Annotated in this window: 23 protein-coding genes and 2 riboswitches; of the genes, 8 read left to right on the forward strand and 15 right to left on the reverse strand. The window is 65.4% G+C overall.

Annotation, left to right across the window (positions count from 1 at the left end; all coding sequences use genetic code 11):
• Positions 1 to 34 precede the first annotated feature (34 nt).
• Together FM101_RS10360 and FM101_RS10365 are read right to left on the reverse strand one after the other, a co-directional pair.
• The gene (locus tag FM101_RS10360; RefSeq protein ID WP_086999301.1) at positions 35 to 1,396 is read right to left on the reverse strand and encodes an APC family permease; all 1,362 of its coding nucleotides are present in this window, start codon (positions 1,394 to 1,396) and stop codon (positions 35 to 37) included.
• Between the two features lie 36 nt (positions 1,397 to 1,432).
• Positions 1,433 to 1,900, reverse strand: a complete 468-nt coding sequence (locus tag FM101_RS10365) for a MepB family protein (protein WP_086999304.1) — start codon at positions 1,898 to 1,900, stop codon at positions 1,433 to 1,435.
• A gap of 66 nt (positions 1,901 to 1,966) precedes the next feature.
• Here FM101_RS10365 and FM101_RS10370 point away from each other — a divergent pair, with 66 nt between their 5' ends.
• Together FM101_RS10370 and FM101_RS10375 are read left to right on the forward strand one after the other, a co-directional pair.
• Positions 1,967 to 2,329, forward strand: a complete 363-nt coding sequence (locus FM101_RS10370; RefSeq protein ID WP_086999307.1) for a VOC family protein — start codon at positions 1,967 to 1,969, stop codon at positions 2,327 to 2,329.
• Between the two features lie 239 nt (positions 2,330 to 2,568).
• Positions 2,569 to 4,008, forward strand: coding sequence for a sodium/glutamate symporter (locus tag FM101_RS10375; protein ID WP_086999310.1), 1,440 nt, complete (start codon positions 2,569 to 2,571; stop codon positions 4,006 to 4,008).
• 34 nt (positions 4,009 to 4,042) lie between these two features.
• Here FM101_RS10375 and FM101_RS10380 read toward each other — a convergent pair whose 3' ends face one another.
• Positions 4,043 to 4,282: a hypothetical protein gene (locus FM101_RS10380; protein WP_086999313.1), complete on the reverse strand. Its 240-nt coding sequence runs from the start codon at positions 4,280 to 4,282 to the stop codon at positions 4,043 to 4,045.
• Between the two features lie 81 nt (positions 4,283 to 4,363).
• On the opposite strand from FM101_RS10380, the gene FM101_RS10385 reads away from it, so the two are divergent.
• A complete protein-coding gene (locus FM101_RS10385; RefSeq protein ID WP_086999316.1) occupies positions 4,364 to 4,816 on the forward strand; it encodes an OsmC family protein in 453 nt (150 codons plus the stop codon).
• Between the two features lie 27 nt (positions 4,817 to 4,843).
• On the opposite strand, the gene FM101_RS10390 is transcribed toward FM101_RS10385, so the two are convergent.
• The 5 genes from FM101_RS10390 to FM101_RS10410 form a co-directional block, all read right to left on the reverse strand.
• The gene (locus tag FM101_RS10390; RefSeq protein ID WP_086999319.1) at positions 4,844 to 5,167 is read right to left on the reverse strand and encodes a putative quinol monooxygenase; all 324 of its coding nucleotides are present in this window, start codon (positions 5,165 to 5,167) and stop codon (positions 4,844 to 4,846) included.
• Between the two features lie 9 nt (positions 5,168 to 5,176).
• Positions 5,177 to 5,566 (reverse strand): MmcQ/YjbR family DNA-binding protein, encoded by a 390-nt coding sequence (locus tag FM101_RS10395; RefSeq protein WP_086999322.1) that lies wholly within the window; start codon positions 5,564 to 5,566, stop codon positions 5,177 to 5,179.
• A gap of 76 nt (positions 5,567 to 5,642) precedes the next feature.
• The gene (locus tag FM101_RS10400; RefSeq protein ID WP_086999324.1) at positions 5,643 to 6,530 is read right to left on the reverse strand and encodes a carbohydrate ABC transporter permease; all 888 of its coding nucleotides are present in this window, start codon (positions 6,528 to 6,530) and stop codon (positions 5,643 to 5,645) included.
• Positions 6,527 to 7,483: a carbohydrate ABC transporter permease gene (locus FM101_RS10405; protein ID WP_086999327.1), complete on the reverse strand. Its 957-nt coding sequence runs from the start codon at positions 7,481 to 7,483 to the stop codon at positions 6,527 to 6,529. The genes FM101_RS10400 and FM101_RS10405 overlap by 4 nt, the downstream gene beginning before the upstream one ends.
• A gap of 3 nt (positions 7,484 to 7,486) precedes the next feature.
• The gene (locus FM101_RS10410; protein ID WP_241895381.1) at positions 7,487 to 8,854 is read right to left on the reverse strand and encodes an ABC transporter substrate-binding protein; all 1,368 of its coding nucleotides are present in this window, start codon (positions 8,852 to 8,854) and stop codon (positions 7,487 to 7,489) included.
• Positions 8,855 to 9,012: 158 nt separating this feature from the next.
• Here FM101_RS10410 and FM101_RS10415 point away from each other — a divergent pair, with 158 nt between their 5' ends.
• Together FM101_RS10415 and FM101_RS10420 are read left to right on the forward strand one after the other, a co-directional pair.
• Positions 9,013 to 9,975, forward strand: a complete 963-nt coding sequence (locus FM101_RS10415) for a sugar-binding transcriptional regulator (protein ID WP_158225932.1) — start codon at positions 9,013 to 9,015, stop codon at positions 9,973 to 9,975.
• On the forward strand, positions 9,972 to 11,375 hold the full coding sequence (locus FM101_RS10420; RefSeq protein ID WP_086999333.1) for an FGGY family carbohydrate kinase: 1,404 nt from the start codon (positions 9,972 to 9,974) through the stop codon (positions 11,373 to 11,375). Before FM101_RS10415 ends, FM101_RS10420 begins: the two co-directional genes overlap by 4 nt.
• A gap of 35 nt (positions 11,376 to 11,410) precedes the next feature.
• Here FM101_RS10420 and FM101_RS10425 read toward each other — a convergent pair whose 3' ends face one another.
• On the reverse strand, positions 11,411 to 12,895 hold the full coding sequence (locus FM101_RS10425; RefSeq protein WP_086999336.1) for a mannitol dehydrogenase family protein: 1,485 nt from the start codon (positions 12,893 to 12,895) through the stop codon (positions 11,411 to 11,413).
• A 112-nt stretch (positions 12,896 to 13,007) separates the two neighbouring features.
• On the opposite strand from FM101_RS10425, the gene FM101_RS10430 reads away from it, so the two are divergent.
• Positions 13,008 to 14,246, forward strand: coding sequence for an MFS transporter (locus FM101_RS10430; protein ID WP_245806683.1), 1,239 nt, complete (start codon positions 13,008 to 13,010; stop codon positions 14,244 to 14,246).
• A gap of 9 nt (positions 14,247 to 14,255) precedes the next feature.
• Positions 14,256 to 15,074: a DUF1206 domain-containing protein gene (locus FM101_RS10435; protein WP_086999340.1), complete on the forward strand. Its 819-nt coding sequence runs from the start codon at positions 14,256 to 14,258 to the stop codon at positions 15,072 to 15,074.
• Here FM101_RS10435 and FM101_RS15980 read toward each other — a convergent pair.
• The 6 genes from FM101_RS15980 to FM101_RS10465 all read right to left on the reverse strand — a co-directional run bounded on the left by FM101_RS15980 (position 15,071) and on the right by FM101_RS10465 (position 22,714).
• Positions 15,071 to 15,496 carry a CoA-binding protein gene (locus tag FM101_RS15980; RefSeq protein WP_241895395.1) on the reverse strand — a complete coding sequence of 142 codons (426 nt, stop codon included), beginning with the start codon at positions 15,494 to 15,496 and terminating at the stop codon, positions 15,071 to 15,073. The genes FM101_RS10435 and FM101_RS15980 overlap by 4 nt on opposite strands.
• 395 nt (positions 15,497 to 15,891) lie before the next feature.
• On the reverse strand, positions 15,892 to 17,304 hold the full coding sequence (locus FM101_RS10445) for an NtaA/DmoA family FMN-dependent monooxygenase (RefSeq protein ID WP_086999345.1): 1,413 nt from the start codon (positions 17,302 to 17,304) through the stop codon (positions 15,892 to 15,894).
• Complete coding sequence (locus tag FM101_RS10450) at positions 17,301 to 18,569, reverse strand: acyl-CoA dehydrogenase family protein (protein WP_086999348.1); 1,269 nt, start codon at positions 18,567 to 18,569, stop codon at positions 17,301 to 17,303. Before FM101_RS10450 ends, FM101_RS10445 begins: the two co-directional genes overlap by 4 nt.
• 8 nt (positions 18,570 to 18,577) lie before the next feature.
• Positions 18,578 to 19,927: an MFS transporter gene (locus FM101_RS10455; protein WP_086999351.1), complete on the reverse strand. Its 1,350-nt coding sequence runs from the start codon at positions 19,925 to 19,927 to the stop codon at positions 18,578 to 18,580.
• A gap of 9 nt (positions 19,928 to 19,936) precedes the next feature.
• A riboswitch (SAM riboswitch) is annotated at positions 19,937 to 20,026 on the reverse strand.
• Positions 20,027 to 20,042: 16 nt separating this feature from the next.
• Positions 20,043 to 21,452, reverse strand: a complete 1,410-nt coding sequence (locus tag FM101_RS10460; RefSeq protein WP_086999354.1) for an LLM class flavin-dependent oxidoreductase — start codon at positions 21,450 to 21,452, stop codon at positions 20,043 to 20,045.
• Entirely contained in the window at positions 21,449 to 22,714 is a 1,266-nt protein-coding gene (locus tag FM101_RS10465) for an acyl-CoA dehydrogenase family protein (RefSeq protein ID WP_086999357.1), read from the reverse strand. The genes FM101_RS10460 and FM101_RS10465 overlap by 4 nt, the downstream gene beginning before the upstream one ends.
• A gap of 8 nt (positions 22,715 to 22,722) precedes the next feature.
• Positions 22,723 to 22,821, reverse strand: a riboswitch (SAM riboswitch).
• Between the two features lie 379 nt (positions 22,822 to 23,200).
• On the opposite strand from FM101_RS10465, the gene FM101_RS15755 reads away from it, so the two are divergent.
• Entirely contained in the window at positions 23,201 to 23,392 is a 192-nt protein-coding gene (locus FM101_RS15755; RefSeq protein WP_086999360.1) for a hypothetical protein, read from the forward strand.
• The last annotated feature ends 3 nt before the right edge of the window (positions 23,393 to 23,395 follow it).

Below are 23,395 nucleotides of genomic sequence, written 5' to 3' on the forward strand. Positions count from 1 at the left end.
AAGGGCTCGTTCAGCGAGATGGGGACAGCTTCAGTCAGGAGACGGCCGGTCGCCGGTGGGAGATCAGGGCAACCAGCAGGCCGATCACGAACCACACCAGACCGATCACCAGCGCCAGATGGGTGGCCGAAGCCAGGACAATGACCAGCAGCACGGCCCCAACGGCGGGAATGACCCCATGCATGAACCAGGTCCCGCGCACGGCGGCCTTTTGGCGGACCAGGTAGTAGCCGATGACCGAGACGTGCAGCAGGATGAACGCCGTCAGCGCCCCGACGTTCACAATGGAGCTGAGAATATCGAGCCCATCGGCCCGGGTGGCCGCCCAGACGGCGACGACAATGTTCCCGGCTGCGGTGATCAGGATGCTTCGTACCGGCACCCCGGTCCGCTCCGAGACACGCGCCAGGGCGTGGGGTAGACGCCGCTCCCGGGCCATGTCCATGATGATTCGGCTACCGGCGCCTTGCCCGACCATCGCAGCGAAGGCCGCGCCCGCCGCCTTGGACAGGGCCAGCAGCCAGTGCAGCCATTCACCGATACTCTCCTCGACAGCCACATAGTAGGCAGCACCTTCCAGGCTCGGGTCAGCGGCCAGCTGCGCCGGTGTCGTGCTGGAGAGCAAGGCTCCGACATAGGTTTGGGCCACGAAGAGCAGTCCAGCGACCACCAGGCAGATCAGCGTCGCCCGGCCAACGAGCCGGACGGTGCCCTTGGTCTCTTCGGCGAAGGTGGCCAATGCGTCGAACCCCAGGAAGGAAAGCACAGCGACGGAGACGGCAGCCAGGACAGCCACCAGCGAGAACCCTCCGATCCCGGTGAACGGGCTGAACCAGGGCCGCTCCGGGCCGGCCGTCGCCAACACGTAGGCTCCGCAGACCAACACGATGAGCAGGACCAGGACCTCCAGGAGGACGACGGCGGTGATCACCTTGGAGGCGACCCGTACCCCGGCGAGGTTCAGCGCCGTGGTCCCCACCACGGCGACGGCCACGAAAACCCAGATGGGCACGGACGGGAACAACGAGTTCAGTGCGATGCCGGTGAACATGTAGGCGACCGAGGGGATGAGCAGGTAGTCCAGCAGGATCATCCACCCCGAGACATACCCGGCGCGGGGCCCGATCCCCGCCCCGGCATAAGCGAAGACGGAGCCGGCCCGGGGAATCTCCCGGGACATGCGCATGTAGCTGGAGGCGGTAAAGGCCATGACCAGGGTAGCGATGACGTAGACCGACGCCACAGCTCCCCCGGACTTGGCGTCGAGGGTGCCATAAATCCCGACGGCAGCCGCCGGGCCGATGAAGACCAGACCGTAGAAGACCAGTTGGCCCAGCGTCAGGCTGCGCTTGAGGGATCCCTGGGCCGGAGCGGTTTCCGATGCGTTGGCGTCCATGCTGCCATTCTGTCGCAATTTCCGCCCGGACAGGGGTCAGGGCCCCGAAGCTGGCCAGAGTTGGACAAACGCGGCGGACTGCGCAGCCTGGGTTCTCGACGCCTGCCGATTCAGGCCGGTGCACCAGGCAGGATAGACACGGAACCCGCGTTTGCCGGGGTGTCTACCCGAACTGGTGATGCCCAGCTCGCGCAAGTGTTCGGCGGTGAACCAGAAGACTCCACGGCGCTGGTCCTCCCCCAAGACGAACACTGCGAGCCCCGCTACCGCATCATCTGCCGGAAAGGGCTCGGTCTCGCCCTGCGCGGATCGACGCCATACGGCCACGAAGGCTCCCGGCTTCGTCGGGGTGAGCCGTGCGGCACGCAACCGCCAGCGCTGCCCGGAAAGCACCACGAGGCCTGATTCGTAGTCGCCGTTTTGTTCCTCCGGCTCAACGGAAGCAAGGTCTGTCCGTGGACCCAAGACGTGCTCGACATACCAGTCGAAAGCAGAAAATCGCATCCCGTGACTCTAGCGGGACCCTCCCGACCTATTGGCCGGCAGACCCCTTCCGAGTACCGTGACCGCATGATCACCCACATCGGCACCGCCATGTTGTACGTCTCGGATCAAGAAGCATCCCTGAGGTTCTACCGCGACCTGCTGGGGTTCTCGGTCGTCACCGATCAGGACATGGGCCACGGCGCCCGCTGGCTTGAGCTGGCGCCAGCGGAGGGAGCGACCACGATGGCACTGCTCGACGCTGGTCAGGCCAGCAAACAGGTCGGAGAGGGCGCCTACCTGACGTATGCATGCGACGACATCGAGGCGACCGTCGCCTGGCTCCGCGAGCGTGGTGCCACGGTTACCGACCCCGATATCCAGTCGTGGGGCTCTTTCGCTTTCGTCGAGGGCCCCGACGGGCACCGCGTGCAGATCCACCAGAAGTAAGTCATTCCCCCGCTGCGATCCAACCAAGAGTCCACGAGCCATGCACAGAATTCACTCAGATTCAACGAAAATCCTGTGATCTTGTTCACGCATTGCGGCTATATGTCACGCAGCGGCGCGGAACCAGCTCTCAGGGCCGACCATTCAAGTGGACCGCGAGGCCTGCATCACGCAATAATTGCCGATCGACCACCGCGCCGCTGCTGTGACAGCGTCCGCCCACCAAGAATCGGAGAACCATGTCGGCAGACGTCGTGGGCCTGGCTCTTGTCCTGTTGGGACTCATCGTCCTTCTCGGCAAGCTGATCCGGGTACGTAGCAAGATCGCACAAAAGTTGTTCCTGCCGGCCTCGATCCTCGGAGGATTCCTGGCGTTGCTGCTGGGCCCCTACGTGTTCGGCAATCTGGCATCACTAGCCGGTACCGACAGGTTCGCCGAAGGTGGCCTCTTCGGAACCCAGATCCTTGAAGTCTGGGGCACCTTGCCCGGCCTGCTCATCAGCGTGGTTTTCGCGGCGCTGTTCATGGGTGAATCGATCCCCTCACCCAAACGGGCGGCACGACTCCTGGGGCCGCAGCTGAGCCTCGGGGTCACCTTCGCTTCCGGGCAATACGTCTTCGGCCTGGCCTTGGCCGTCCTGGTCTTGGTCCCCATCTTCGGGATGACCCCCATGGCCGGGGCGCTAATCGAGATCGGCTTCGAGGGCGGCCACGGCACGGCAGCTGGCATGGCCCCCGTCATGAACGAACTGGGCTTTACCGAAGGCCCGGATCTGGCACTGGGCATGGCCACCATCGGGATTGTCAGCGGCATCGTCATCGGTATTGCTGCCATCAACTGGGCGGTACGCACGGGCAGGACCGAGGTCATCTCCGCTTCGACCAAACTTCCGGACGACGAGCTCAAGGGCCTCTACTCCAAGGACAATCAGCCCTCGGCTGGCCAATTGACCGTGCGTTCCTCCTCGGTGGAAAGCATGACCTTGCATGTGGCGTTCATCGCGCTGGCCATCCTCGTCGGCCAGCTACTGCTCTCAGCGCTTCAGTGGGTCGAGAGCGTCACCTGGGCCGACTCCGTCAAGGTGTTCGAATACGTTCCACTCTTCCCGTTGGCGATGCTCGGTGGGGTCATCATCCAGCTCGTGCTGGACAAGACCGGGAAGCTCCATCTCATCGACCGTGGCTCCATGATGCGCATCCAAGGCCTGGCCCTGGACCTGCTCATCGTCAGCGCCCTGGCATCCTTGTCGTTGAAGGCGATCGCCGCCAACATTGGCCCCTTCCTGCTCCTGGCCGGTGTGGGCATCGTGTGGAACGTCGTCGTACTATTCTTCCTGGCTCGGCGCTACATCCCGAAGTACTGGTTTGAACGCGGGATCGGCGACTTCGGGCAGTCCATGGGTGTCACGGCGACGGGCCTGATTCTCATGCGGATCGCCGACCCCGAGGGAAAGAGCCCCGCCTACGAGGCCTTCGGATATAAGCAATTGGTCTTTGAACCGTTCTTTGGCGGCGGCCTGATCACCGCAGCCGCAATGCCCCTGATCTACCAGTTTGGGCCCTACCCTTTGCTGATCGGCATGGGCGTCCTGCTGGTCGCCTCGGTGTCCATCGGCCTGATCAACGGCAGGCGGATGAGACGCACCTCGGTTGCGGAGACCTCCCCGGCACAGGGTTGACCCTGGGCGATGGGATGATGCGGTGGCCAACGCCCTATCGGGCGTTGGCCACCAGATAATCCAGCGCCCGACCAGCCCGCCAGCCGGTCCACAAGGCAAAAATGGCCGACCCCGCCGCGGCCACAGCCCCGATGATGACCAGCGGCTGCATTTGCTGCCCCTGATCTGCGCTCCAGTTCAGCGTGAGTCCGGCGGCAATTCCACAGCCGATGGATACCAACCACAGCACAAGGGTGGCAACGAACATCCCGGCGACCGAGTGCGGGCGATTCATGGGGTTCCTCCTAGAAGACGACGACAGCGCCAGCGTATCCCGCCGCCGTCGGGACCCACCCGCCGATGGCATGATGGTTGCATGAGTGAAACCCAGGATTCCAACACCCGTTCCATCGAGTTATCCCGTAATAAAACGGGCCACTACACCGCACGGAATGCGGCAGGAGCCGAGGTCGAATTCGGCCAGGGAGAGGGATTGCTCTCCCCCGTGGAACTCCTCTTGGCAGCCATCGCCGGCTGCTCCGCCATCGACGTGGACGTCGCCACCTCACGCAGCGCTGAACCGACCAGATTTGAGGTCGCCGCCTCGGGCGACAAGGTCGCCGACGAGGGCGGTGCCAGCCGGATGGAGAACCTGAATCTGGCTTTCAAGCTGGCCTTCGGCGATGACGCCGCCGGCCAGAAGGCGGCCAGCATGGTCGAACGCCTCGTCAAGCTCTCCCACGATAAGCACTGCACGGTCTCACGCACCGTTGAACAGGGAACCCCTGTCGGTTTCGACGTTGAGGTCTCGACGGGCGAATCGGTTTAAATCCGGGCACCTCGTAGGGTGCGTGCTTCAGGCGTCGACCTGGAGTTCGCCCATCTGCTCCCAGCCTTCGCCTTCGACCTGACGGCTGACGATCTGCGGGGTCTCGGCCAAGGTCGGCCGCATGGCCTCCAGACCGTCGGCGAAGTGCTGGCTGCGGACGTGGGCCTCACCGGCCCCGTCCTGGAAAGCCTCGACGAGTACGAACTCGTTTTCCGTTTCAACGCTGCGCGACCACTCGAACCAGAGGTTGCCTTCCTCGGCGCGCGTGGCCTCGGTGAAGGGTCGGGTGATCTCGAGGAACGAGTCGACGAATTCGGGCTTGACCTTGTATTTCACGACAATGAAAATCATGCGACCAGCCTATCCCCGAGTCAGCCCCTTCCACCCCAGACGTTCGCGCTCGGCCTTCGGCAGTGATTCAACGACCAGGTCGTAGGAGTCCTCGATCAGGTCGCGCACCGTGGCATCGTCAAGGGATCCGGCGCAGGCCACGGTGTTCCAGTGTTTTTTGCTCATATGGTATCCGGGAGTGATTTCCGGGTGCGCAGCACGCAGCTGGTCGGCCAGGATCGGCTCGCATTTCAGGTTCGCCCGCGCCGGGTCCGATCCGTCCCAGAGCAGGGCGAACATCTTCACCCGTCCTTCAGGCGATCCTGCCACCTTGAAAACGGTCGCACCGGGACCGAACGGGTGGTCCTCGAAGGCACCCGGCAACCCGAGGCAGTAGTCACGGAAGGCTGAGTCGTCCATACCCGGCATCCTACGCGGCACGACGCCGGCACCCGAGGGGCGCCGGCGTCGTGCCGCAGGAAGAAGTGGCTGTTGTTTATTTCACCGCACCCATCGACAGACCACGGACCAGCTGCTTTTGCGCCAACCAACCGGCCAGGACCACCGGCAGCGAGGCCAACACCGAGGCCGCCGACAGCTGGGCGAGGAACAGCCCCTCACTGGTCATCTGCGATATCAGGAACACCGGGACCGTCGCCGCCTTCGCGGCGGTGAGGTTCAGGGCAAAGAAGAACTCGTTCCAGGAGAAGATCACACAAATCAGCGCGGTCGCCGCGATACCCGGGGTGACCATCGGGATCAACACGGAGCGCAACGTCTTGATCAGCCCGGCACCGTCCACCGATGCGGCTTCCAGCACCTCCCCGGGGACCTCCTGGAAGAAGGAACGCATCATCCACACGGCGATCGGCAGGTTCATGGCCGTGTAGAGGATGACCAACGTCCAGATGCTGTCCAGGGCCCGCAACTGACCGGAGATCACATAGATCGGCATGATCACCGCGACGATCGGGAGCATCTTGGTGGAGATGAAGAAGAACAACACGTCATTGGTCTTCTTCACCGGCCGGATACTCAACGCGTAGGACGCCGGAATGGCCAGGAGGATCACCAACAGCGTCGAAACACCGGTGGCAATAAGCGAGTTCAGGAAGTAGGGGGCGGCATCCGAGCCCAGAACCGCCTTGTACTGATCCAGCGTGGGTTCGAAGAAGAAGCTGGGCGGACTCGAAGCGGCCACGTTCTCCTGTTTGAAGGAGGTCATCACCATCCACGCGATCGGGGCGAAGAACACCAGTGCGGCGATCCAGGTGAACGTGGTCAGCAGACTCCCGCTGATCACCCCCTTCCGGCGCGGTTTATAGACTTCAGGATTCTCGGCCCGGGTGCCGGGCCCTGCGGCTTGTTGGGTCGTGGTGCTCATGACAGCTCCTTGTCGTCGAAGCTGCGGAAGATCAAGCGCAGCGCAAAGGTGGCGATGAGGATCGTCGCGATGACGACCACGACGCCCATGGCGGCCGCCTGGCCGATATCGAAACCGAGGAAGGCACGTTGGTAGATGTAGAACGGCAGGTTCGCGCTAGCCGTGCCGGGCCCGCCGGCGGTCATCAGGTAGATCTGGTCGAAAGTGTTGACCACGTAGATCGAACCCAGCAACACGGCCAGTTCCATATACCTGCGCAGTTGCGGCATGGTCACCCAGGTGAAGGTCTTCCACCAGCCGGCGCCATCCAGCGAAGCGGCTTCCAGGACGTCCTTGGATTGGGCCTGCAGCCCGGCTAGGACCAGCAGCATCATGAAGGGGGTCCACTGCCACACCAGGGCGATCACCACCGACAGCAGCGGTGCGGATGAGGTGAAGTCGATCGGTCCGATCCCGACGAGTCCGAGCACCCAGTTGACCATCCCGTAACTGGGGTTGAGCATCGAAACGCTCCACAGCAGCGAGGAGGCCACCGGCATGATCAGGAACGGGGTGATCAGCAGGGTCCGCACGATCCCCCGGCCCAAGAATTCCCGGTCCAGGAGAATCGCGAAGAACGTGCCCAGGACCAGGGCCACGGCAACACAGCCCAAGGTGATCACCACCGAGTTCACCGCGGCGACCCGGAACGTGGAATCGGAGAAGATGTCCACGAAGTTCTGCAGTCCCACGAAGATATTGCCGTCAGGACGCAACAGGTTCCAGGAACGCAGCGAATACCAGATGGTCAGCAGGAAGGGCAGCTGGGTGACGACGATCGTGAAGATCAGTGCGGGAAGTAGCGGCAGCCGGCGGCTCCACCCCTCCCGACGCTGGGCGCGACGCTGTTGCGCTGCGTGCGTTTCGGAGCCGGCGGCCGCTTGCTGGCGGTCCGGCTGGGTCAACGTGCTCATGGCCTAGCCCTTCTTCTGGTAGGTCCGGGCCACGGTGGCCGCGAAGTCCTGCGATTGGCGCAGCGCCTCTTCGACGCTTTGGCTTCCGGCGATGGAGGCTGAGATCTGCTGCGCCACCCGGGTGCCGAGGTCCTGAAATTCGGGGATTCCCACGAACTGCAGTCCGGTATAGGGCACCGGATGGACCATGGACTTGTCCTGGGTGGCATTGCCCATGGCCTTCAAGGTCGGTGTCGCATAGTCCTTGGCGATCGCGGCATATTCGGGGATTTCATAGGTGGAGGTGCGGCTGCCCGGGGGCAGCCGTTCCCAACCGATGGAGTTGCCGACCAGTTTCAGGTATTCCTTATTGGTCATCCAGGCGATGAAATCCCAGGCGGCCTGCTTCTTCCGGCTGGTTTCGGGGATGGCCAGCGCCCAGGTGTAGAGCCAGCCGGCCGAATCGGTCTCCTTGACCGGTGCCAGGGCATAGTTGGTCTTGCCGGTGACCTTCGATGAGGACGGGTCCTCAATGGAGGAGACCATGGCCGTGGCGTCATACCACATGGCCGCATTTCCTTGGGAGAAGCGGGTAATGCAGTCGCCGTAGCCCGAGGTCGCTGCCCCGGGCTGACCGTAGCTGCGCACCAGGTCCACATAGCCGGCGACTGCCTCGTGGACCTCGGGGCTATCCAGGGTGGCGTTCCAGTCCTCGTCGAACCAGCGGCCACCGTAGGTGTTGATGACGGTGTCCAGCGGTGCCATCACTTCGCCCCAGCCGGCCAGTCCGCGCAGGCAAATCCCCGAGAAACCCTTCTCCGGCGCGTGAAGTTTCTGCGCGAATCCGCGGATCTGTTCCCAGGTCGGCTGTTCGGGCATGCTCAGCCCCGCCTTCTCGAAGAGGTCTTCGCGGTAGACCACGAACGAGGACTCTCCGTAGAACGGCACCGAGTATTGGCCCCCCCGATGGGTCAGTGCCTCACGGATGGTCGGAATGAAATCTTTGGCATCGTAGCCTTCGGTCTGTTCCATATAGGGACTCAGATCGGTGATCCAGCCGTTTTCTGCCCACATCGGCGTCTCGTAGTTGGAGATCATCACGACATCGAACTCCCCGCCTTCGGTGGCTACGGAGGCGGTGATCTTCGCGCGGGCCTCGTTTTCGGGAAGCGAGACGAAACGGACATCGATCCCCGGGTGCTTGGACCGGAAGTCATCCATCAAGGAGATCGCATCGGTCATCTGCGGGTTGGAGACGATGGCGACGATCAGGCTGGTCTTCCCTCCCGCCGTCGCCTGTCCCGAACAGGCACTGAGCCCTGCAGCGGCCATGGCACCGAGCCCTGCCCCCATGAATCCTCGGCGGCTGAGGGAGAAATCCCGTATCGCCATGATGTGCTCCTCGCCCGAGCGATCATTTCGCTCATGTGATATCTACCAACTGCTCATTTGTTATGTGACTCTAGTCATATAAGATCATTTGAGCAAGACATTCAACTCACATGAGTCCGACACGACGGAGTGCCGGCCTAAACGAAGGAAGCCACCCCATGCCCGAACGGCACGAGGAAATGTTGGCGCAGATCGCCAGCGAGTATTACCTCGAAAACACCTCCAAGGTCGAGATCGCCAAGACCCACGGGATCTCCCGCTTCCAGGTCGCCCGCTATCTTGATGAGGCACGCCACGAAGGAATCGTGCAGATCACCATCCGTCGCCCCGCAGCCGTACCCGTCGAAGAAGCGGAACTGGCCCGCGCCCTCGGCATCACGACGGTGACCATCGCCCCGACCCCGACGGGGGCCCTCGACGAACGCGACCGGCTGGCCCGTGCCGCGGCAGGAGTCGTCGCCCGGGTCGTCACCGAGGGATGCCGACTGGGGGTCTCCTGGTCGCGCACCTTGCAGGCCATGGCCGGACACCTGCCAACACTGCCCGGTTGCGACGTCGTCCAGCTCGCCGGCTCCATCACCGTCACCGGCGGCAGCGGTTCGGGGGCGCTGATCCATCGGCTCGGAGCAGCAGCCGGTGGCCGGACCTGGCCCCTGCCGGCCCCGCTCATCCTTGAAACGGCCGAGACGGCCGCGAGCCTGCGCCGCCAGCCGGAGATCTCCGACGCCCTGAAGGCAGCGGAGGATCTCGATGTCGCCGTCGTCGCCCTGGGCGATTGGGCCCCCGGGAAGTCGACCGTCTATGAACGCCTCTCCCCCACCCAGCGTCGGGCCGCCACCGCGGCGGGCACCGTCGCCGAATGTTCGGGCCGACTGCTGGCCGCCGACGGTTCGGCGGCAGCGGCAGGGGTCGATGATTGTGTCATCGCCGTCTCACTGGCCCAGCTGAAAGCCACCCCGCAAGTGGTGATGGTCGCCCCCAGCCCGGACGGTGTCGCGGGGGTCCGCGCTGCGGTGGCCGCCGGAATCGTGAACCACTTGGTCCTCGGCCCGTCACTGGCCCACGCCCTGGCCACAGAGCTTGACCTGATTGAAGCAACCGCGACGGAGGATCCGGCATGAGCGACGTCGTCGTCGGCATTGATTCCTCGACCCAGTCCTGCAAGGTGCTGGTCCTGGATGCCGCCACCGGGGCCGAATTGCGCTCGGCCAAGGTGGCCCATCCCGATGGGACCAGCATCGATCCGCGGATCTGGGCCGCCGCCCTGCACCGCGCCTGGAAAGAAGCAGACCCGGCGGGGGCGGGTACAGTCATCGGCGTCGGGCTGGCCGCCCAACAGCATGGCATGGTCGCCCTGGACGCGGCCGGGGAACCGGTCTTCGATGCGCTGTTGTGGAACGACACCCGCAGCGCTCCCGAGGCCGCGGCCATGGTCTCCGACCACGGGGCCGATTTCTGGGCCCGCGAGGTGGGGTCGGTCCCGGTGGCCTCCTTCACCCTGACGAAGCTGGCCTGGCTGGCCCGGAACGAGCCCGAAGCCGCGGCACGGGTGCACCGCGTGGTGCTGCCCCACGATTATCTGAACCACGTGCTCACGGGCAGCTGGTTCACGGATCGCTCCGATACCAGCGGCACCGCCTATTACCACCCTGCTACCGGATACCTCCCCGAACTGCTGACCGAATATTTCGGTCGCGCCCCCGAGCTACCCGAGGTGATCGCCCCGGACGCCGTCGGCGGCCACCTCCTGCCCGAGTTCGGGGCCGACGGGGCGGTTGTCTCGGCGGGCGCCGGCGACAATGCCGCAGCCGCCCTGGGCCTGGGCCTGCAATCCAGGGAAATTGCGGTGTCCATCGGCACCTCGGGCACCGTTTTCGCCTCCGTACCGGATCGCCCCACCGCGGACCCCACGGGGGCGGTGGCCGGATTCGCCGACGCCACCGGCGGCTACCTCCCCTTGCTCGCGGTGATCAATTCGGCCCGGGTGATGGCCACCACCGCCGAACTGCTCGGCGTTGGGCTGGCTGAATTCGACCGGCTCGCCTCCTCCGGGGACCCGTTGGCCGGAGGACTGAACCTCATGCCCTATTTCGATGGCGAACGCACGCCCAATCTTCCGGGAGCCTCCGGGTCCCTGACCGGTATGAGCCGGGCCTCGTTGACCCGGGAGAATCTGGCCCGATCCTCCGTCCTGGCCGTGATGAATTCGCTGGCCGATGCCGCCGAAGCCCTCTCCGAGGTGTCGCGTCCGGCCCAACGGGCACTACTGATCGGCGGTGGCGCCCGCTCGGCATCCTTGCGGGCGGTGGCCCCCGAACTGCTGGGAATCAACGTGGACGTCCTGGAAGCCGGCGAATACGTGGCCCTGGGCGCCGCCCGGCAGGCCGCGTGGGCGGCCACCGGGGAATTGCCGGTCTTCGAGCGGCACGCCCAGGCCCGCCTCAGTCCGTCGGGCGACGGCTGGGGGCGGGAATCGCGCACCCTGTACGCCGCCGAACGCACCCGCCTCTATGGGGTGTAGGCCCCTTCTCGAGGCTGCCGCAGGGAGGCGGAGTCCTAGTTCCAGCCGTCCTCACGGAGGGTGCGCAGCAGGGCCAGCGCCCCGCCGTCGTCCAGGATGGCCAAGGCCTGCAGATAGGGCTTGGTGAAGTCCTCGTGGTCGACCAGATCGCCGAAGAGTTCCCGGTCGCGCAGGAACGCCAACGGGTCCTCATCCTGGGCGGCCGCGGCGGCGAGGACGCGATCCCGGAGCCGGTCGACGACCTCGATGGGCTGCCCTGCCTCGTCGACCCCGCGGGCGTAGCGGGCCCAGGAAGCGACGATCGCGGCACTCAGGCGCACCGCTCCGCCGTCGGACAGGTTCGCCCGGATGACCGGGACCAGCCAGGTGGGGATCCGATCGGAGGATTCAGCGGCCAGCCGGGCCAGGGTGTCCTGGACCTGTTCGTTGGCGAAACGTTCGATGAGCTCGTGCCGGTAGGCGTCCAGGTCGATCCCCGGCACGGGCTTGAGTGTGGGGGTGGCCTCGCGTTCCATATAGGCGAGGAGGAACTCGACGAGCAGCGGGTCGGAGCAGGCCTCGTGGGCGAAGCGGTACCCGGCGAGGTAGCCAAGGTAGGCGATGCCCTGGTGGCTGCAGTTGAGCAGGCGTAGTTTCATCAGCTCATAGGGTTCAACGTCGTCGACGAGCTGGACTCCTACCGACCCCCAGTCGGGGCGCCCGGCGGGGAATCTGTCCTCCAGGACCCATTGGATGAAGTCCTCGCAGACCACCGGCCAGGCGTCTTCCACACCGTATTCGGCCGCAATGTCAGCCCGGTCGGCATCGGTGGTGACCGGGGTGATCCGATCGACCATGGAGTTCGGGAAGGGCACCTGCTCGGCCACCCACGCTCCGAGCTCCGGATCCTTCAACCGGGCGAAGGCGGTGAAGACCTTTGCGGCCAGGTGGCCGTTGCCTTGGATGTTGTCGCAACTCATCACCGTGAACGGCGCGACTCCGGCGGCTCGGCGGCGACGCAGCGCCTCGGTGACGAACCCGAACGTGGTGGTTGGTACGGCATCCTCGGCCAGATCGGCGGCGACCGCAGGGGTAGTGGCGTCGAATTCCCCGGTGGAGGGGTTGTAGTTATAGCCCCCCTCGGTCACGGTGAGCGACACGATCCGCACCATCGGGTCGGTGAGCTGCGCCAGGACCAGCTCGGGACCGTCCGGGGCATAAAGGTAGCGGGCGATCGAACCGACGACCCGGGCATCGCGCGTTCCATCGGGGGCCTTGGACACCAAGGTATACAGGCCGTCCTGCTCGGCCATGACATCACGCATGCGCTGGTCGTGGGGCATGAGCCCGACGCCGCAGATGGCCCAGTCCAGATCCTGACCCGAGTTCATCAACGCGTCGAGATACATCGCCTGGTGGGCCCGATGGAAGCCGCCGACACCAAAGTGCACGATGCCGATGCGTCGTTGCCCCAGTGGATACCCGGGCACTGCGACCAGGTCGTTGAGTTCGGCTAGGGCCCCGGCCTGCAGACGCGTCATGATGTGCTCCGATCGTGATGTAGCTAACAAATCCGAGCATAACATATGAGCAAACCAGTTGACTCAAATGAGCGCGATATGCTGATGGTCTCCCTTGCTAGGGTGGGGCCTCGTGAGCAGCTCTGATCCTTCCCGCCAGAAATCGGTGTGGCGCGCCCCCGGAATGCCGGCGCTACTGTCCCTGACGGCCGCCGGTTTCGCCGGATTCGCCGCCCTGCTGCCCATGGCCCCGCTCTGGGCAGTCCACGGTGGAGCTGATGAGGCCGGTTCCGGCCTCGTTAATGGCGCCCTCCTGCTGGCCACCGTCCTCACCCAGGGTTTCGTCCCGCGGCTGCTGCAACGACTGGGAACGGGCCGAGTTCTCGCCGCGGGTCTGCTGCTCCTCGGCGGACCCTCCCTCCTGATGCTCATCTCCGATCAGCTCGGTTGGATCCTGGCGCTGTCGTTGATCCGTGGGGTGGGGTTCGGAATCTTGACGGTCACCGGTTCCGCTGCGGTCGCCCATCTGGTGGCACCGGCGAGGCATGGCGCAGCCATCGGGGCCTATGGCGCGGCGATCGCCGTACCCCAACTGCTCCTGTTACCTGCCGGTCCGTGGCTGGCCGACACGATCGGTTTCTGGGCGGTTTTCGCCCTGGGAACCCTGCCGCTGCTGGGCATCGCGGCAGCCCCCCGGTTGGCCCAGGCCCTACGTGTCCGCGAAGCCGAACAGGCCCGTCGCCGCCGGGCCCAAGAGCTCGACCTGCCCGCCGAGGGCACCACGGCGACAGCCGGGCGGCGGCTCCCCCGGCTTCCGGGTGGACTCTTCCAACCGATGATCCTGCTCCTTGCCGTGACCCTCGCCGGTGGCGCACTGATCACCTTCGTCCCGCAAATGAGCTCCTCCCCCGCCGCAACGACCGGGGGTCTGGCCCTGCTGACCGCCACCGCTGCCGTCAGCCGGTGGCGCCTGGGAGCCCTGGCCGATCGGCATGGGACGAAAGCCTTCCTCTGGCCGCTGGTGCTGCTCACCTGTCTCGGACTCGTGCTGGCAGCCCTCGCGGTGAAGGATCAAGACGCGACCCGGGTCCCCCTGCTCCTGGTGGCCATGACGATCATCGGCATCACCTATGGCGGTCTACAGAACCTCACCTTGCTGCTCTCCCTTTCGGCAGTACGGCCAGCGCAGTATGGGACGGCGAGCGCCGTCTGGAACATGGGCTTTGATGCCGGAACCGGTCTGGGATCGGTGCTCGTGGGAGCCCTGGCCGCGGGGCTGTCCTTCCCCATCGCCCTGTTGGTGGCCGCCGGAATCTCGCTGGCCACTCTGCCGCTGGCGCTGATGCGCCAACGCGCGGCTCCTTCGGCCTAAACTCAGGGGATGAAGAACACCGACAAGGCCGCCGTCGAGGCCCGCAAGGCAGTCCGCAGCGAATGGTTCGAACGCGCGGCACGGCTTGGCTTCGTGGCCAACGGCATCCTGCATGCCATGCTGGGCTTCCTGACCTTGAATGTCGCCTTGGCGCGTGGCGGGGATGCCGACCAGTCGGGCGCCATGAGGACGCTCTCCGCACAGCCCGGTGGCGAGATCCTGATTTGGATCTGCTTCCTGGGCTGCCTCCTGTTGGCGGTCTGGAGCCTGGCCCAGGCCATCGTTCCCAGCCAGAAGGGCCTCGGTTTCATCGTCAAACAGGCGGGCACCGGCGTCGTCTTCGCGGCCATCGGCACCACGTTCGGCAGCTACGCCCTCGGCGCCGGAAAGGACTCCTCCCAACAGAGCACGTCCATTTCGGCCACCCTCATGTCCTCACCCGCCGGAAGCGTCGCCCTGATCATCGCCGGCCTGGTCGTCATCGGCGTCGGGATCTATTTCATCTACTCCGGCGTGGCCAGAAAGTTCACCAAGAGCCTGCGCCGGCCCTCCAGCGCCACGGTGCAGCGCACCCTGATGATCCTAGGCACCGCGGGTTACGTGGCCAAGGGGCTGACTCTGGCCGCGCTGGGACTGCTGATCGTCGTCTCCACGGCGCAACACGACCCCGAGGATTCCACCGGCCTCGATGGTGCCCTCAAGGCAGTGCGCGATCAGCCGTTTGGTTCCTTCGCCCTCATCGCGATCGCCGTCGGCCTGATGGCCTACGCGGTCTTCTTGTTCATGCGCTCGCGCTATGACGAGATGAAACAGGGTGCCGGGCTCTAGGAGCGCATCAGGTTGCGCCGCTCGATCGCCGGGCAGGCGTCCATGACCACATCCAGTCCGGCGGCCGTGGCGCGGGCCGCTGCGGCTTCATCGATGACCCCGACCTGGAGCCACACGGCCTTCGCGCCGATGTCGATGGCCTGGTCGACGATGGCGCCGACCTTCTGCGAGTTCACGAAGCAGTCCACGACGTCGATGGTCCCGGGGATCTCATCGAGCCGGGTGTAGCCCCGCTCCCCGTGGACGGTGTCCCCCTTCAGCGAGACCGGGACGATGTCCATGCCCAGGTCGTCACGCACGATCCGCGCCACCCCGACGGCGGCTCGCATCGGATTATTGGACAGACCGACGATGGCCCAACGGGCCGGGGTGGTGAGCAGACGCCGGATGGTGTCCGGATCGTTGATGTGGTGCTGGCGCAGCTGTGGACCGTCGGTCCCGCCATCACCGAGTACCGGCTCGCGCAGCACCGGTTCGGAAAGCACCGGATCGGACACGTTCAGGACCGGCTCAGTGGTGCGCAGCTGCGGATCGGTGGTGCCCAACGGTGGTCCTTCGACCTCGGGAACCTCCGGTTCAACGACGGCTCCGCGACGGCCGGTCCCCGCAAGATCGAGACCTGGCGGTGCCGATTCCCCGGGGGTGGACGGCGGACGGACCGGTGCCGCGGGGATGTCGACATCGGCAATATCGGCCTCCGGGATATCGGCTGCGGGGATCTCCAGATCGGGGATCCCTGCCAGCTCGGCATCGGACGGTGGGTTCTGCGGTGCTGGTTCCGTCATGGCCCCCACCTTACAAGGCCCACCGGCGCCCGTCAGCCCACCGGGGCCGCCTGCTGGGTGGCAGCTGCCGAGTGCTTGGAGAACGCTCCCCGGTAGGCGGCGGCCGGGTGGTTGGCCTCCAGGGTGGCCGTCCTGCCGAAGACCTTTTCCCGCAGGGTCCCGGGTGCGTACTCGCTTTGGGCCAGACCGCGGGCCCGCAGTTCTGGAAGGACCCCCTCGATGAAGTCGGTATAGGAGCCGGGAAGGATCTGGTTGATGATGTTGACCCCATTGATCCCGGCATCCTGCCACCGCTCAAGTTCGTCGACGATTTGTTCCGGGGTACCGGCGATCTGTTGTGCTTTCGCCCGCGAGCGGGCCAGATCTCCGACGGTCGGCTTACCGCCGGGTACCGAGGCGATGACCGCCTCGAGGACCCCGCGTGCCCCTTCGGTTTCGATATCGCCCAGCGGGGTGTCCAAGTCCAGGCCCCCGAGGTCCACGCCGATGCCCCCGCCGATATGCGCGATCAGGGCGTGGGGGTCCAGGTACTGGTCATATTCGGTCTCCTTGCGCTTGACCTCTGCCTCGGTGCTGCCCACGACGAAGGACAGCCCGGCGAAGATCTTCGCGTCCCCCGGCGACCTGCCCGCTGCGGCTTCGGCCGCCCGGATGGCCGTTGCTTGTTTGCGCACGTAATCGGTGTTCGGGGCGAACAGGAACGTGGCCTCGGCATGGGCCGCGGCGAAGGCCTTACCACGCGGTGAGCTGCCGGCTTGGAAGAGGAACGGGGTGCGCTGCGGGCTCGGCGAGGACAAATGCGGGCCTTCGATGGAATAGCGGGGGCCTTCATGGTGGATCTTGTTCACCAGGGCCGGGTCGGCATAGCGACCGGTCTGCTTATCGGCCAGCACAGCCCCATCCGCCCAGGACCCTTCCCATAGTTTATAGACGGCGGACACGTATTCCTCGGCCCAGTCATAGCGGTCTGCGTGGGCGGCCAGACCCGTGGCCCCGAAGTTGCGGTGGGAGTTCTCCAACACGCTGGTCACGATGTTCCAGGCGACCCGGCCTCCGGAGAGATGATCGAGGGTGGAGAACTGGCGGGCCATCTGGAACGGGTCGGACTGCACCACTGAGCTGGTCAGCGCCAACCCGATCTGAGAGGTGGTCGCGGCCAGGGCGGAGGCCAGCACCAGCGGGTCATTGGAGGGTACCTGCAGCCCCTTCTCCACCAGCGAGGCCCACCCTCCCTCATGGTCGCCGTAGAGGCCCACCACGTCGGCGAAGAACAGGGCATCGAATTTTGCGTCCTCGAGTTGCCGGGCTAGATCCACCCACAGACCGAGCTCGTTATAGCGGTGCTGTTGGGCCTCGGGGTGACGCCACTGGCCTCCCAGGATGTGGCTCGGGGTGTTCATCAAAAAGGCGCTCAGCAGCAGACGCGGGCGTTGGTTGGTGCTCATGCTCGGGTGGTGTCCTTCGGAGTCGTGGTGGCTTCACCGATGCTGTTCAGGCCGATGGGGATGGTGCCGTTGATGTGGAAGTCACCGACGGAGCGGGCCTTGAAGGCCGCCGGGTTGTGGGTGGCCACCGTGCGGGCGTTGCGCCAGTGCCGGTCCAAGGATTTTCCGCGGCTGGTGGCGGAGGCCCCGGTCACGTCGAAAAGGGCCCCTGCGGCATCGAGGACCAGCGGCGGGACAGTCACCTGGGCTTTCTGCACGGCGATTTCGGCGCGCAGGAACGCCGCTTCCGTGTCCAGGGCCACAGCCGGATCGACGGCGGCGTCCAGGTCGCGGGCCGCTGCAGCAACCACTGCTTCGGCGGCATAGACCCGTGCGGCGAGGGTGCCGACATGTTCCTGGATCTGTGCGTCATCGCGGAAGAGTCCACCGGATCCGGTGTTGAACGTCCGGGTGCGGGCGGCGACGAGTTCGGAGGCGTCGCGCAGCGCGGCCCGCCCAATCCCGGCCAGCACGGCGAGCAGCACGAGCTGGAAGAACGCCGGTTCCAGCGTGCTGGTGACCTTGCGGGAAATGATGTTTGCAGACTCGACGGCCACGTTGTCGAAGATCGCGGTTCCGGTGCCGGTCAACGGTTGGCCGAAGCCGTCCCAGTCATCGTGGATGGTCACCCCGTCGGCCCCGACCGGAACGACGGCGTACTGCCGGCCTTCGACACCTTCGGTGCTGGCCATCACGACCACCCAGTCGGCGAAGATGCTGCCGGTGGTGTAGTACTTCGCACCGTTGAGGACCCATCCGCCGTCGTGCTCGCTCAGTTTCGTTGCCGTGGTGCCCAGGGCGTTGCCACCGCGTTCGGTGGCCGCATTGCCGAAGATCTGCCCGGCCAGCACCCGCGGGAACCAGGTGTTGCGGAAGTCCCGCGGCTGCAAGGCGATGGTTTCGACGAAGGAAAAATGTGATCGCAGCAGATGGGCCACGTTGGAATCGGCGGCAGCCAATTCCACCAGCAGCCGGAACAGGTGTTCATGGTTCACCGGGTCCCCGCCGTATTCGGCCGGCACCCGCAAGGTGGTGAAACCGGCCTCCTGCAGCCACCCGACTTGTTCGAAGGGAAGCACATGGTCCTGTTCGCGGGCGACGGCGTCGACGGCGATGGCATCGAAGACGGGGCGGAAGCGTGCGGCCAGGGCAAGATAGCGGGCTTCGGAGCCCTCCGGAACGGGGGTGTCGAAGGCCGGTGGGGTGGTGGTGGTGGTTTCACTCATGGTCGTTCCTAACTGACGAGGGTATGTTCGGGCTCGGAGACGGGGCAGGCGTCTTGGCGTGCGTCCAGATCCCGCGCACTGGTTTCGGGGGAAAGCAGGGTGGTGACGACGGTGAGCGCGCCGACGGCAACGAAGTAGGCGATGACCCAGAACGGGCTGCCGCCGCCGGCGGCCAGCAGCGCGGTGGCCACCAGCGGGGCCAGGCCACCGCCCAGGACTGAACCGATCTGATAGCCGATGGACACCCCGGAAAAGCGGACCCGGGTGTCGAAGAGCTCGGAGAAGAACGCCGCCTGCGGCCCATACATCGCATCGTGGCCGATGTTCATGCCCAGCACGACGGTCAGCACGATCAGCACGAAGCTGCCGGTATCGAGCAGCGGGAAGGCGATCAGGGCAACCAGGATGCTGAATATCCCGCCGAAGAGGTAGGTGCGCCGGCGCCCGATCCTGTCCGATACCCAGCCCCAGAACGGGACGGTGACCAGTCCGAGGGCGGAGGCGATGAGAATGGCCTGCAACCCGGTTTCGCGGCTGATTCCGCCCTGGGCCAGGTAGGTCAGGATGAAGACCGTGTAGACGTAGTAGAACGCGTTCTGGGCGATGCGCAGCCCGGTGGTCAGGGCGACCTGGCGGGGATGGGTGCGCAGCGATTCCAGCACCGGGCGGCGGGAGACCTGCTGCGTTTGAACGACCTGCTTGAAGGAGGCGCTGTCCTCGATCTTCAGCCGCACCACGAGCCCGACGGCGACCAGCAGGATGCTCGCCAGGAACGGCAGCCTCCACCCCCAGGCCAGATAGGCGGCATCCGGCAGAGCCGATTCCAGACCCAACAGCACCGCGGTGGCCAGCAGCATTCCCGCGCTCGGACCGATCTGGGTGGCGCTGCTGGTCAGCCCGCGACGCCCGGGGGCAGCGTGTTCGACGGTCATCAGGGCCGCTCCGGCCCATTCGGCCCCGTAGCCGATGCCCTGGGCCACCCGCAGGATCAGCAGGAGGGCCGGCGCAATCCATCCGGCGGTGTCGTGGGTGGGCAGCAAACCGATCGCCGTGGTGGCGATTCCTGTCAGCAGCAGGGAGGCAACCAGCACGGTCTTGCGTCCGATCCGGTCCCCGTAGTGCCCTCCGAGCAGCCCACCGATGGGGCGGGCGATGAAGCCGACGGCGTAGGTCGCGAAGGCGGCCATCGTCCCGACCAGGGGATCTGCCGGGGCGAAGAACAGCGGGCCGAAGACGGTCGCCGCAGCGAGCCCGTAGAGCACGAAGTCGTAGCCCTCGATCGTGGTGCCGATGAAACTGGCGACGGCGACGCGAGAACGCATCCTGCGGGTTGGCGGGGTGGGGGTGGAGATAGTCATGAGGGGTCCTTTCCATCGGTCCCGGCGGAAGCACCTGCCCGAAACGGGTGGTTGCTGCGGAGTCAACGAGCCAGGTCTCTCGTCCGCTCTGGATGGTGGTTTTCGGTACTGCGGTCTAGCTGGTGGCCAGTTGTGCTCCCGCGAGCCGGTAGTCGGCAGCCCGGTGGCTGTCCTTGACCCGGTCCCCGGCGCCGAAGAGCTTCTGGCGCAGGGTCCCCGGCGCGTATTCGGTGGGGTAGGCACCCAGGGCCTGCAGTTCGGGGATGACGAACTCGACGACGTCCTCGAAGGTTCCCGGGGTGATGGCGTAGGCAATATTGAAGCCGTCCACGTCGGTGTCCTGGACCCACTCAACGAGCTTCGCGGCGACCTGGGCCCCGTCACCGACGGTGACCGGGCCGAAACCGCCGACGCCGATCCATTCGGCCAACTGGCGGATGGTCCACGGTTTGCCGTCATCCCCGGAGGCCTTCTTGAACGTCTCCACCGAGGACTGGATGGCATTGGACTTCACGTCCTCACCGATCACGTCGTCAAGGTCGTACTGTGACATGTCGATTCCGGTCCAGCCCGAGAGCAGGGCCAGCGACCCGTTGATGTCGGCGTAGGAGGCATAGTCGGCGTATTTGTTCTGCGCCTCCTCGTCCGTGGCAGCGGTGATGATCGTCTGCATCGTGTAGATCTTCACGTCGTAGCGGTCGCGGCCGGCGGCCTCGACGTTGTCCCGGATCCTCCGCACGGTGTCGGTGAGGATTTCTTTGGTGGGACTGTTCACGAAAACCGATTCGGCGTTCGCCCCCGCGAATTCCAGGCCGCGCGGCGAGGCGCCGGCCTGATAGATGACCGGGGTGCGCTGCACCGAGGGTTCGGTGATGGCGATGCCGGGGACCTTGAAGTACTTGCCCTCGTGGCCGATTTCGTGGACCTTCGACGGGTCGGTATAGACCCCCGTTTCACGGTCGCGGAGCACGGCGTCGTCCTCCCAGGAGCCCTCGAGCAGCTTATAGACGACTTCGAGGTACTCATCGGCGTGGTCGTAGCGTTCGTCGTGTTCCATCTGGTCCTCTTGGCCCATGTTCCTCGCCGCCGAGGGCAGGTAACCGGTCACGACGTTCCAGCCGACGCGGCCGTTGGTCAGGTGGTCCAGGGTCGCCAGTCGGCGGGCGAACGGGTAGGGGTGTTCGTAGGCGGTTCCGGCGGTGACCCCGAAGCCCAGGTTCTCGGTGACGGAAGCCATCGCGGAGACCAGCAGGAACGGGTCGTTGACCGGGACCTGGGCGCCGGCGGAGAGCGGAGTGGAGTTGGTGGATCCGTAGACGTCGTAGGTGCCCAAGACGTCCGCGATGAAGATCCCGTCGAACAGGCCCTTCTCCAGCGTCTTGGCCAGCTCGGTCCAGTAGCCCAGTTCCTTATAGCGCCACGCCTGGTCCTGCGGATGACGCCACAGTCCCGGCGATTGGTGGACCACGCAGTTCATGTCGAAGGCGTTCAGGCGGATCCGACGGCGTGCTGGTGTGGTGCTCATTTTTCTCCTTCAGGGGTCTTGAGGTCACCGACGGCGCCGAGTTTGCGCGGCGCCGCGGCGTTGACCTCGTAGTCGCCGACGATGCGGGACTTGTACATGGCGGGGTTGTGGGTCGCTACGGTGCGCGCATTACGCCAGTGGCGGTCCAGGTTGCAGGCGGCGGAGGTCGCCGAGGCGCCGAGGCCGTCGAAGAGCTGGCTGGTCACCTCGAGCACCAGCGGTTGGATGGCCGACTGGGCGCGGTTGGCGGCCAGCTCGCAGACAGCGTATTGCTCGGCGGCACTCAGGCCCGGTTGGCCGATCACGGATTCGAGTTCGGCGACGGCGGCCAACAAGATGGCGTCGATGGCAAAGGCGGTCGACGAGATTTCTCCGACGACCTGCAGGATTTGCGGTTCGTGCCGGGAGGGCAGCCCGGTTCCCGTCGTAAAGGCGCGCTCACGCAGTTGGGTATGAGCACGGACGTCGGCGAGCACTGCCCGGGCAATACCCGCCTGCACGGCGAGCAGGACCAACTGGAAGATGGCAGATTCCGGATGAATATCCAGCACCTCAGGGTCCAATAAGGTATCCACCGGAACCCGCGCGAAGCCGGTGGAACCTGTTCCGGTGAGTTGTTGACCGAACCCGTCCCAATCGTCGTGGATGACCACCCCCGAATGCTGGGTGGACACCACCGCAATGTGGCGCCCTTCGATCGCCGGTGCCATGGCCGTCACGGCGACCCAGTCGGCGAAGATCGTCCCGGTGCAGTAGTACTTCTCCCCCGTGAGCAACCAGCCGGCCTCGGAATGTTCGACGGCGGTATTGAGTTGGCCCAGGTCGTTGCCGCCGCGCTCGGTGTAGGCGTTGCCGACGATCTGCCCGGCCACGAAGCGGGCGAACCAGCGGGTCTTGACTTCCTCGTCGTGAAGCAGCAGCACCGATTCGACGAAGCCAATATGGGCACGTAGCAATTGGGCAATCTGCGAGTCGGCCTCCCCCAATTCGATGAGCAGTCGGAAGGAATCCACCAGCGAGGCGCCGAAACCGCCGGCCTCGCGGGGCACCCGCAAGGCACCGAAGCGGGCCCGGTTGAGCCAGCCGACCTGCTCGAAGGGCAAGATCCGGCGGGCATCGCGTTCGGCTGCCCCGTCGGCAATGCTCGCGAAGACGGGGCGGAAGACCGCTGCGAGTTCGTCGTAGTGCCCGTCCGCGGGCACACCGGGGGTCAGTTTGATCAGGTGTCGCGGTGTCACGTCATCGATCGTCAGGGCTGCCACAAAACATCACTCCATCGGTTCCGGCGTGAGCACCTTCCTCCCGATGATTCGGGAAGGGGTTGCTGCGGCGTCATCGAGCCAGATCTCTCGGCCGCTCTGGATGGTTGTTACCTCCATTGGGCCACATTCGGAACCTTCAGCGCCACTGGAGGAAGAGGCGTCGACATCTGATGTGACGCGATGACACCCCGAAACCGAGATGACTCAGGACCCTAAAACATCGAATATTCCCGGTGTTTTCAAGGTTTTCTGACATAAAAATTCTATTGAGGCCAAGCATTTGAATCGTTGATGAAATATTACGCAACACGTTCCTGAAGTTGCTTCATCAGCCAACGGTGGCCTTTAGTGGAAAGGTACCCATCCCGAGCGGCCGAGAGATCTGGCTCCGTGACGCCGCAGCAACCACGCCGAATAAGGTCCCGCAACCCCGCGGAGTCCGTCACCGACGAAGGTGCTTCCGCCAGGAACGATGGAGCTGGTTTCATGAGCATTGCCCCGTACCCCATCACGACGGCGGCCACCGAATCCGAACGTCTGGACTTTTGGGCCGATGCCGCGGCACGTCTGGACTGGGCCGACCCCTGGCATACGGTCCACAGCGCCACCCCCGTGGACCCGCTAGCTGTATTGACCACTGAGGTTGGGTACGCGGGCAGCGGGTGGAAGTCCTCGTAGTGA

This window comes from Arthrobacter rhombi (assembly GCF_900163545.1).
GTDB lineage: Bacteria > Actinomycetota > Actinomycetes > Actinomycetales > Micrococcaceae > Arthrobacter_H > Arthrobacter_H rhombi_A.

Bases quoted from the DNA above. Each gene is read 5' to 3' on its own strand.
- FM101_RS10405 (WP_086999327.1), bottom strand. From the start codon at position 7,483: ATGAGCACGTTGACCCAGCCGGACCGCCAGCAAGCGGCCGCCGGCTCC.
- FM101_RS10390 (WP_086999319.1), bottom strand. From the start codon at position 5,167: ATGATTTTCATTGTCGTGAAATACAAGGTCAAGCCCGAATTCGTCGAC.
- FM101_RS10375 (WP_086999310.1), top strand. From the start codon at position 2,569: ATGTCGGCAGACGTCGTGGGCCTGGCTCTTGTCCTGTTGGGACTCATC.
- FM101_RS10455 (WP_086999351.1), bottom strand. From the start codon at position 19,927: ATGACTATCTCCACCCCCACCCCGCCAACCCGCAGGATGCGTTCTCGC.
- FM101_RS10365 (WP_086999304.1), bottom strand. From the start codon at position 1,900: ATGCGATTTTCTGCTTTCGACTGGTATGTCGAGCACGTCTTGGGTCCA.
- FM101_RS10395 (WP_086999322.1), bottom strand. From the start codon at position 5,566: ATGGACGACTCAGCCTTCCGTGACTACTGCCTCGGGTTGCCGGGTGCC.
- FM101_RS10415 (WP_158225932.1), top strand. From the start codon at position 9,013: ATGCCCGAACGGCACGAGGAAATGTTGGCGCAGATCGCCAGCGAGTAT.
- FM101_RS10435 (WP_086999340.1), top strand. From the start codon at position 14,256: ATGAAGAACACCGACAAGGCCGCCGTCGAGGCCCGCAAGGCAGTCCGC.
- FM101_RS15755 (WP_086999360.1), top strand. From the start codon at position 23,201: ATGAGCATTGCCCCGTACCCCATCACGACGGCGGCCACCGAATCCGAA.
- FM101_RS10450 (WP_086999348.1), bottom strand. From the start codon at position 18,569: ATGAGTGAAACCACCACCACCACCCCACCGGCCTTCGACACCCCCGTT.
- FM101_RS10370 (WP_086999307.1), top strand. From the start codon at position 1,967: ATGATCACCCACATCGGCACCGCCATGTTGTACGTCTCGGATCAAGAA.
- FM101_RS10445 (WP_086999345.1), bottom strand. From the start codon at position 17,304: ATGAGCACCAACCAACGCCCGCGTCTGCTGCTGAGCGCCTTTTTGATG.
- FM101_RS10380 (WP_086999313.1), bottom strand. From the start codon at position 4,282: ATGAATCGCCCGCACTCGGTCGCCGGGATGTTCGTTGCCACCCTTGTG.
- FM101_RS10425 (WP_086999336.1), bottom strand. From the start codon at position 12,895: ATGACGCGTCTGCAGGCCGGGGCCCTAGCCGAACTCAACGACCTGGTC.
- FM101_RS10410 (WP_241895381.1), bottom strand. From the start codon at position 8,854: ATGGCGATACGGGATTTCTCCCTCAGCCGCCGAGGATTCATGGGGGCA.
- FM101_RS10360 (WP_086999301.1), bottom strand. From the start codon at position 1,396: ATGGACGCCAACGCATCGGAAACCGCTCCGGCCCAGGGATCCCTCAAG.
- FM101_RS10400 (WP_086999324.1), bottom strand. From the start codon at position 6,530: ATGAGCACCACGACCCAACAAGCCGCAGGGCCCGGCACCCGGGCCGAG.
- FM101_RS10385 (WP_086999316.1), top strand. From the start codon at position 4,364: ATGAGTGAAACCCAGGATTCCAACACCCGTTCCATCGAGTTATCCCGT.
- FM101_RS10460 (WP_086999354.1), bottom strand. From the start codon at position 21,452: ATGAGCACCACACCAGCACGCCGTCGGATCCGCCTGAACGCCTTCGAC.
- FM101_RS10420 (WP_086999333.1), top strand. From the start codon at position 9,972: ATGAGCGACGTCGTCGTCGGCATTGATTCCTCGACCCAGTCCTGCAAG.